Source organism: Corynebacterium sp. CCUG 70398 (genome assembly GCF_024454055.1).
GTDB lineage: Bacteria > Actinomycetota > Actinomycetes > Mycobacteriales > Mycobacteriaceae > Corynebacterium > Corynebacterium genitalium.
This window is the reverse complement of record NZ_JAGPYZ010000010.1, coordinates 43,157-51,382: the sequence shown is the minus strand read 5'-3', so window position 1 is coordinate 51,382 and position 8,226 is coordinate 43,157. Positions and strand designations below refer to the sequence as shown.

At 62.2% G+C, this 8,226-nt stretch carries 7 protein-coding genes and 7 tRNA genes; 11 read left to right on the top strand and 3 right to left on the bottom strand.

The annotated features are described in order from the left end of the window. Positions 1-152: 152 nt before the first annotated feature. Positions 153-224, bottom strand: a tRNA-Val gene (locus KBX07_RS10265). A gap of 248 nt (positions 225-472) precedes the next feature. On the opposite strand from KBX07_RS10265, the gene KBX07_RS10260 reads away from it, so the two are divergent. The 9 genes from KBX07_RS10260 (at position 473) to msrB (ending at position 3,603) form a co-directional block, all read left to right on the top strand. Continuing rightward, positions 473-548: transfer RNA gene (locus tag KBX07_RS10260), tRNA-Gly, on the top strand. Positions 549-574: 26 nt separating this feature from the next. Continuing rightward, a tRNA-Val gene (locus KBX07_RS10255) sits at positions 575-646 on the top strand. Positions 647-667: 21 nt separating this feature from the next. Beyond that, positions 668-743: transfer RNA gene (locus KBX07_RS10250), tRNA-Gly, on the top strand. 50 nt (positions 744-793) lie between these two features. After that, positions 794-867, top strand: a tRNA-Cys gene (locus tag KBX07_RS10245). An 18-nt stretch (positions 868-885) separates the two neighbouring features. Beyond that, positions 886-957: transfer RNA gene (locus KBX07_RS10240), tRNA-Val, on the top strand. Positions 958-976: 19 nt separating this feature from the next. Then, positions 977-1,052 (top strand) — tRNA-Gly (locus KBX07_RS10235). 267 nt (positions 1,053-1,319) lie between these two features. Further along, positions 1,320-1,949 (top strand): dihydrofolate reductase family protein, encoded by a 630-nt coding sequence (locus KBX07_RS10230; RefSeq protein WP_256024028.1) that lies wholly within the window; start codon positions 1,320-1,322, stop codon positions 1,947-1,949. Positions 1,950-1,958: 9 nt separating this feature from the next. Then, positions 1,959-3,242, top strand: a complete 1,284-nt coding sequence (locus tag KBX07_RS10225) for a glycosyltransferase family 87 protein (RefSeq protein ID WP_256024027.1) — start codon at positions 1,959-1,961, stop codon at positions 3,240-3,242. Beyond that, entirely contained in the window at positions 3,178-3,603 is a 426-nt protein-coding gene (msrB, locus tag KBX07_RS10220) for a peptide-methionine (R)-S-oxide reductase MsrB (protein ID WP_005289884.1), read from the top strand. Before KBX07_RS10225 ends, msrB begins: the two co-directional genes overlap by 65 nt. Here the strand turns inward: msrB and hemQ are convergent. After that, positions 3,600-4,301, bottom strand: coding sequence for a hydrogen peroxide-dependent heme synthase (hemQ, locus tag KBX07_RS10215; protein ID WP_040423663.1), 702 nt, complete (start codon positions 4,299-4,301; stop codon positions 3,600-3,602). The genes msrB and hemQ overlap by 4 nt on opposite strands. 107 nt (positions 4,302-4,408) lie before the next feature. Between hemQ and KBX07_RS10210 the strand changes: the two genes are divergently transcribed. Together KBX07_RS10210 and KBX07_RS10205 are read left to right on the top strand one after the other, a co-directional pair. Next, a complete protein-coding gene (locus KBX07_RS10210) occupies positions 4,409-5,038 on the top strand; it encodes a DUF3000 domain-containing protein (RefSeq protein WP_256002636.1) in 630 nt (209 codons plus the stop codon). Between the two features lie 18 nt (positions 5,039-5,056). Continuing rightward, positions 5,057-6,241: an HRDC domain-containing protein gene (locus KBX07_RS10205; protein ID WP_256024025.1), complete on the top strand. Its 1,185-nt coding sequence runs from the start codon at positions 5,057-5,059 to the stop codon at positions 6,239-6,241. Here the strand turns inward: KBX07_RS10205 and dxs are convergent. Beyond that, positions 6,238-8,151: a 1-deoxy-D-xylulose-5-phosphate synthase gene (gene dxs / locus KBX07_RS10200; RefSeq protein ID WP_256024024.1), complete on the bottom strand. Its 1,914-nt coding sequence runs from the start codon at positions 8,149-8,151 to the stop codon at positions 6,238-6,240. The two genes, KBX07_RS10205 and dxs, sit on opposite strands and share 4 nt — an antisense overlap. Positions 8,152-8,226: the final 75 nt, after the last annotated feature.

Here is an 8,226-nt window from a genome sequence, read left to right as displayed (position 1 = left end):
GGTTTGAGCATTGCCGAATACCGAAAAGTCAATGTAGCGTGAGATTGAAACTGTCCAAAAAACGTCCGCATCCTCTTCTGCTACTTAACCCGCGAAAGCGGCAGTCGCGGCACAAAGAAACCCCAGTTCAGACCAGAACTGGGGCTATACTGTGGTCCTAGCTGGGATCGAACCAGCGACCTTTCCGGTGTGAACGGAACGCTCTTCCACTGAGCCATAGGACCTCGCAAGCGATCAAGCGATGCTGTGCTTAGCGCGAGAGATACATTAACACCAGGTTGCCAAAAGACCATAATCGCGGGACCTTCAAGGGTGGGGTGAAGCCGTCGATAAGCATGCGCGCGACAGTGACCACCGCAAATGTAAGTAACATGGTGGCGATTTGGCTTAGGCCACGACGACACATTAAAGTTTTGAGTCGCACTAGTTCAGATGAACAGAGTTCAACACAGTTCATATGGGCACAGTGAGTGCGGATGTAGCGCAGTTGGTAGCGCATCACCTTGCCAAGGTGAGGGTCGCGAGTTCGAGTCTCGTCATCCGCTCCAAGTCCCCTCACGGGGGCTTATCGTTAGCGCGATTAGCTCAGCGGGAGAGCGCTTCCCTGACACGGAAGAGGTCACTGGTTCAATCCCAGTATCGCGCACGAAGGGTCTCTGACCCTTTTGCGGATGTAGCGCAGTTGGTAGCGCATCACCTTGCCAAGGTGAGGGTCGCGAGTTCGAGTCTCGTCATCCGCTCCAAGTCCCAGTTGGCAGCAATTGGTACTGTGAAAGAGGCGGAAATCGCCCACGGTGGAATGGCCGAGTGGTGAGGCAAAGGTCTGCAAAACCTTGTACACGGGTTCGATTCCCGTTTCCACCTCCATATTCATGTGAATATTGCGCGCGTTTAGCTCAGCGGGAGAGCGCTTCCCTGACACGGAAGAGGTCACTGGTTCAATCCCAGTATCGCGCACGAAGGGTCTGACCCCTTTGCGGATGTAGCGCAGTTGGTAGCGCATCACCTTGCCAAGGTGAGGGTCGCGAGTTCGAGTCTCGTCATCCGCTCCACTACCCCGGCGGCAATAGTCGCCGGGGTTTCGTCGCGTCTGGAGGCACCGCGGGAAGGGCTTGCGCGCGAAAACGGGCGCGTTTTCGTGCCGTCCACACGTCAACTAACTGGAGTCACTTTCGAAACATCTGACCTGGGCGTTCACGGACCGGTTTCAAACGGCACGAAAATAAGCCATTATTTATGGATGTAACAACAAAAGCGCGCCAAGACATCGGCATAGACGATCAGCTGCCCCCAGCGCCCACCCCACTACGATCGGCCTCATGCTCGACACGATCATCGGCCCGACAAGCGCCCGCGAAGAAATCCGCGCTGTCGCGGTCACCACGGTTTTCGGCTCGTTCACGGCTGGTGGCACCTCCGGGGAGCTGGGCAACGACACGGACTCACAGGTCCTGGCCGCCCTACGTGAGTGGGCGGATGTCATCCTGGTCGGCTCCGGCACGGTCAAAGCGGAGGGTTACGGCCCATCGGACACTCCGATGGCGGTGGTGTCGCGCTCACTCGACTTCGACACCTCCGCGAAACTGTTCGGCGGGGCTCCCCCGCTCATTCTCACGCCAGAGGTGTCGCTGACAGACGCCGCGCTCGCCGACCGCCGCCAGGCGCTTACAAACGCGGGTTGCTCTTTGGTGTCTACGGGGCAAGGGGGTGCGGGTGAGATCGTCGATAAGCTGCGGGAGCTGGGGTACGGGCGAATCATTTGTGAAGGCGGCCCCTCGCTGTATGCGGACATGTTCGCGCATTCGCTTATCGACGTCCTCCATCTCACCATCGACCCCCGCACCAACGGCGAACCCGCCGGTTTGCAGGGCGATTTCACCGTGAATCTCGAGTTGGAGCAGGTGCAAACGGACGGGTCGTTCCTCTTCGCGCGCTATCGCCGCGTGTAGGTTGAGGGGGTGACTACCCGCCTGAGCCAGTTGACCCAGCTGTGGACCGCCCAGCCCCCTGAGCGTGCGCTGCGCTGGCAACAGGTGACAAACGGGGCACTGTGGCCGCTGGCAATCCTTCTGGTCATTCATCGCATTGTCGTGCTGGCGCTGCCGGGCACCGCGACGGATGATTTCACCACGGTCTGGTCCGCTGCACGCCGCTTCGTTGAGCGCGTGCCGGTCTACAGCGAGACCTACCACCACGTGGACCCGCACTATCTGTACAACCCTGGCGCAACGTTGCTGTTGTCGCCGCTGGGTGTGTTCCCGGACATGTCTGTTGTGCGGCCACTGTTCATCCTGTTCAACGCCGCGTGCATCATTGGCGCACTGGCATGGTTGACCCGTCTAGTTGGCCGCGGTCTGGCCCACCCTGTGTTCCCTGGCGCCATTGCCGCATGCTTTGCGACGGAAGCCGTCACCAACACCCTGATGTTCACCAACATCAACGGCGTTCTCTTGTTCGGTTTGACTGCCTTCCTGGCGCTGCTACTGCACGGGAGCAGGGGAAGCTCGTGGGCAGCCGGCATCGTCCTAGGCCTGTGCATCCTGGTCAAGCCGATGTTCGCCCCCTTGATTGTGCTGCCGCTGATGCGTCTCGAATGGCGAGCAGCCGCGTCCGCCGTGGCGGTGCCGGTTCTATTCAACCTTGTGGCGTGGCCGCTGACGCCAGGAGCACGCGATTACGTCGACATCGTCGTTCCCTACCTGGGCATCACGCGCGATTACGCGAACTCTTCGCTGGCCGGTGCCGCCGTGTACTTCGATATGCCGGGGTGGCTGCACGGGCTGCTGTTCGTGCTCATCGCCGCCGCCGTCGCTGTGGCCGTGCTGGGAGTTGCCCGCTACCGCTACTCCGACGAGTTCATGTGGGCGGCCACTTCCGCCGCCGTACTGATTACGGGGGTGTGCCTGCTGTCATCGCTGGGCCAGGCGTACTACTCCATGATGGTCTTCCCCGCTGTATTCACTGTTCTGGGCCGCCACAGCGTCTTCCACACTCCCGCGGCATGGGTGGGAATATTCCTGTGCCTCTCACCGCTGACGTGGGTGACCGATGGCACCTACTTGGCAGGCCGTTGGGCGAACACGTTCTTGCCCACCGCAGGATGGATGATCTTCATCGTCGCCGTCGCGGCCTGGGTAGTGTCAGAAGCACTGATTCGGAGGGAGCCGAAACATGACCATGGACAAGCCGACGAACTACCGCGACTGGACCGAGGAGCAGTGGCGCGAGAAGCTCAGCCCTGAGGAGTACTACGTTCTGCGCGAGGCCGGAACTGAACCTCCCGGGGTCGGTGAGTACACCGACACCACCACTGAGGGTGTGTACCGTTGCCGCGCCTGTGGAGCGGAGCTGTTCCGCTCCACCGAGAAGTTCTCCTCCCACTGCGGCTGGCCGTCCTTCTTCACCCCACTGGCCGGCGACGCAGTGATTGAGCGCGAAGACCGCTCGCATGGCATGGTGCGCACAGAGGTGCTCTGCGCCACCTGCAACTCGCACCTGGGCCATGTCTTCGCCGGTGAGGGCTACCCCACCCCCACCGATCTGCGGTACTGCATCAACTCGATTTCGCTGACGCTGGAGGAAGGCGCCGCGGACAAGCGTTAAGGCAGCGCTTCAATGATCTCCGCGACGTCGTTGACGCGGCGGCCGGAGAAGAACGGCAGCTCTTCACGCACGTGCAGGCGCGCTTCGGTGTAGCGCATCTTGTGCATCAAGTCGGAGATGCGTTCCAGCGAGGGCGCCTCAAACGCCAGCATCCACTCATAGTCGCCGAGTGAGAACGCCGACATCGTGTTGGCGCGCACATCTTTGTAGTCCGCGGCGGCCTGGCCGTGCTCGATGAGCAGATCGCGGCGTTTAGCCGGATCCATGATGTACCAGTCGTAGGAGCGGGTGAACGGGTAAACAGTGATCCAGTCCTGCGGCTCCTCGCCCATGATAAATGCCGGCAGGTGGCCGCGGTTGAACTCCGCCGGGCGGTGGAGACCGACACCGATCCAGAACACTTCGAGCGCCTGGCCCAGCACCGTGGTGCGGCGGAACGCGTTGTAGGCCTCCTGGATCTCATCGAAGTTCTCGGCGTGCCACCAGATCATCACATCAGCCTCAGCCCGGATGCCGGAAATGTCGTAGATCCCGCGGACGACAACTTTGCCTTCGTCCTCAAGGCCAGAGAAGAAACGCTGCGCTTCTGCGATGATCTCGCTGCGGTCGGCACCGAGTGCGCCCGGAATCACCCGGAAGGTCGCCCACTGAGCGTATCGCTGGGTGTTGTTGAGCTTTTCAATATCTAGTTCCGCCATAGCGAAGACCTCCTGAAACAATCAAACCAAAGTATTATCTTTCACCCTACCCCCTCGCAGCGGCGCGCCTCCACGTAATCAGCGACAGGCTGGATAGCTTGGAACCCGTGACACATTCGGACCACCCTAAGCTCTCCGCCGCAACATCATCCGAGAGCGCCGAAACCACCCAGATCCCAGCGGAATTCACGGAAGCTGTCGAATCGATGCACCGCGCCCAGCTGCGCCCCGAGATCAGCCTGGGCACCATCCGTCCCCCGCAGCGCCCGGCCCCGTTCAGCCACGCAGTGGGCCTGGAAGTTCGGGGCAACGACGATGACGGTCCGATCCCGACCGACGCCCAAGGTGATGCCTTCGGCCGTCTCATCCTGCTGTACTCGCCGTCCGGGGAGGAGCAATGGGAAGGCTCCATGCGTCTTGTCGCCTACATCCAGGCGGATATGGACGATGCCGTTGCGTCCGATCCGCTGCTTCCCGACGTCGCATGGCAGTGGCTCGGTGAATCCCTGGCTGAGACACACGCCGGGTATACGGATCTGGGCGGCACGGTGACGTCCACGTCATCGGTGCGCTTCGGCGACATCGGGGGCCCTCCGCGCGCCTACCAGATCGAGATGCGCGCCTCGTGGACGGCTGACACCACCGATCTCTCCCACCATGTTGAGGCTTTCTCTAAGGTGCTCGCCCATGTCGCCGGTCTCCCGCCGGAGGGCGTGGCGGGGCTCGACCGAAGGTGACCGTCTAAGCTGTGGGGGATGCACTACGAACTCGTTCACACCCCCGACGGGTTCGCGCGCGCTGCGAAACAGCTCGCCGCAGGGCGCGGACCTTTCGCCGTGGATACGGAGCGAGCGTCTGCGTACCGCTACGACGACCGCGCCTTTGTCATCCAGATTCACCGCCGCGGCTCAGGAACGTTCCTCTTCCAACCAGAGGGCCTACGCGAAGACCTCATGTCGACCCTCGCGCCTGCTGTGAACGGCGAAGACTGGATCATTCACGCCGCCCCTGAGGACCTGCCGAGCCTCGCTGAGCTCGGCCTGCATCCCGGAACACTCTTCGACACTGCTCTCGCTGGCCGCATCGCCGGCTTCGAGAAACCGAACCTCGCCGCCATGGTCGCCGAGTTCTGCGGAGTCGAGCTGGAGAAGGGCCACGGCCGCGAAGACTGGTCGCTTCCAACCCTTCCGCGGGAGTGGCTGGACTACGCCGCCCTCGACGTGATTTACCTGCCCGATCTGGCAGAGGCTCAGGCGGAGTTGCTGAGTGGGCTGGGCAAGCTGGACTATGCGGAGCAAGAGTTCGCGCACATCGTGGACACGTTCGCGGAGTGGACTGCCCCCACGCTGACATGGGAAGGGCTCAAAGGCGTGAACAACCTTCCCTCTGCCCTCTCCCGTGCCATCGCTCGCGCAGTGTGGGAGCAGCGCAACGCCGATGCTTTACGACGCGACGTCTCCCCCTCCCACATCCTGCCGTCCAAACTGATCATCGCGATAGCGAAAGAACAGCCGCGCTCCCCCGCCGATCTTGCCGCCATGAAGGGCTTTCCTGCCCGCCGCGCAGGCGCGAGCCACAAGTGGTTCCGGGTCCTGCGCGGGGTATATCAATCTGATCCCGCCACGTGGCCGGACAAACCGCGCAACAATGAGGGCACACCCGGGAAGTCTGCCTGGCAGCGCCACCACCCGGAGTCGTGGGACTACCTGCAAACGATGCGTTCCGCCATCGCAGAGGCCGCTGATGACATGGACCTGCCTGCCGAAGTGCTGCTAACCCCGGCAGTTCTCCGGGAAACCGCCTGGGCACTTTCCCAGGGCACGGTCTCATGGGACACACACGCTGTCGCCGGCCTTCTGGCCGAGCAGGGGGCACGTCCATGGCAGGTCGCAAACACAGCGGATCTGTTCGCCGCGAACAGGCCAAGCGAAGAAGTTTAGGCCAGCCCTTCAATCCACTCGCGGATGGATTCGCGGGCGGAATCGGCGTCGAGTCCAACCTCGGCAAGCAACTCGGAGCGCGACGCGTGCGGCGGGAAGATATCGGGGAAGGCCAGGCGTCGTAGCGGGGTGTCCACTTCGGCAGCGGACAGCGCCTCAGACAGTGCCGAGCCGATGCCTCCGCGAACAACACCGTCTTCGTACACGACCACCAGGTCCGCTTCGGCTGCCATGTCGATCAGCTCAGGGTTGATCGGAATGATCCACCGGGGGTCAACGACGGTGATGCGGGCGCCGTCGTCATTCAGCTCGCGTGCAACCTGAACTGCGTTCCTGCTGAACTCACCGATTGCGACGAGAAGCACCTCGGGGATGTCCTCGTCGGCGTCTCCAGCGGGCTCGACGAGAATGTCGCTCCCACCGTCCGTGCGGCGAAGTTCCGTGACCGGGTCCCCCACGTCGCCCTTCGGGAAGCGGACGACGGTCGGGCCGGTCTCCACAGCGATGGCTTCTTGGAACTCTTCGCGCAAACGGTCAGCATCGCGCGGGGCGGCGACACGAATACCCGGAACAATGGAGGTCAAGGCCATGTCCCAGACACCGTTGTGGCTCGCGCCGTCGCTGCCGGTCACGCCTGCTCGGTCGAGCACGAACGTCACCGGCTGATTGATCAGGGCTACGTCCATGAGCAACTGGTCAAAAGCGCGGTTGAGGAACGTCGAGTAGACCGCCACCACCGGGTGCAACCCGCCGAGAGCCATGCCCGCTGCCGACGTCACAGCGTGTTGCTCAGCGATGCCCACATCGAAGAACCGCGAGGGGAACTTCTCCGCGAACGGTGTCAACCCCGTTGGGCCCGCCATCGCTGCGGTGAGTGCCACGATGTCTTCGCGCTCGTGCCCGGCGCGGAGCAGCTCCTCGGAGAAGACCGACGTCCACCCCGGACGCGCTTCGCCCAGCGCCTCGCCAGTGACGGGGTCAATGACGCCCGTGGAGTGCATCTGGTCGGCAATATCGTTGACCGCCGGGGCGAAACCGTGGCCCTTCTCAGTTGCAACGTGAATAATCAGCGGTCCGTCGTATTGGTGCGCATAGGTAAAAGCACTCAAGAGCGACGGAATGTCGTGTCCTTCGATCGGGCCGACGTATTTCAGACCCAAATCTTGGAACATCTGCGTCGGCACCACCTGGTGCTTGATGCCGTCTTTGACCATCTTCATAGCGCCGAATGCGCGCTCGCCGACCCAGCCCATGGACTTCAGGGTGCGCTTTCCCTGCTCCATCACTTCGTCGTAACCAGGCTGAATCCGGATGGAGGCGATCTGGGAACGGAGATTGTCCAGGTTACGGGCGAACCCGCCGATGGTCGGTGAGTAGGACCGGCCGTTGTCGTTCACCACGATGGTGACGTTGCGCTCCCCTTCAGCGATGTTATTCAGCGCTTCCCAGCACATTCCGCCAGTCAGGGCGCCATCACCCACCACTGCGACAACATTGCTGTCGGCGTGGCCCTGAAGCACCTTCGCCTTTGACAACCCGTCCGCGTAGGACAGCGCCGCGGAAGCGTGGGAGGACTCGGTCCAGTCGTGATCGGACTCGCTGCGGCTGGTGTACCCGGACAATCCATCCTTTTTGCGCAGTGTGTCGAACTGCCCGGAACGCCCCGTGAGGATCTTGTGCACGTAGGACTGGTGGGACGTGTCGAAGATGATAGGGTCGCTCGGCGAGTCAAAGACGGCGTGCAGGGCGACCGTCAGCTCGACGACGCCCAAGTTCGGTCCGAGGTGGCCGCCGGTGGCGGAGACCTTCTGGATGAGAAACTCGCGGATTTCCCGCGCGAGACGTTCGAGCTCGTCCGCCGACATGCCCTTCAGTTCGGCCGGGGATGTGAGGTGCTCAAGCCTGCTCACTGCTCGTCGTAGCTCCTTGGTCGAGGTTGTCGGACGGTTGGAGAAAGCGTCTCGAATGGTTGAAGGACAATTCTA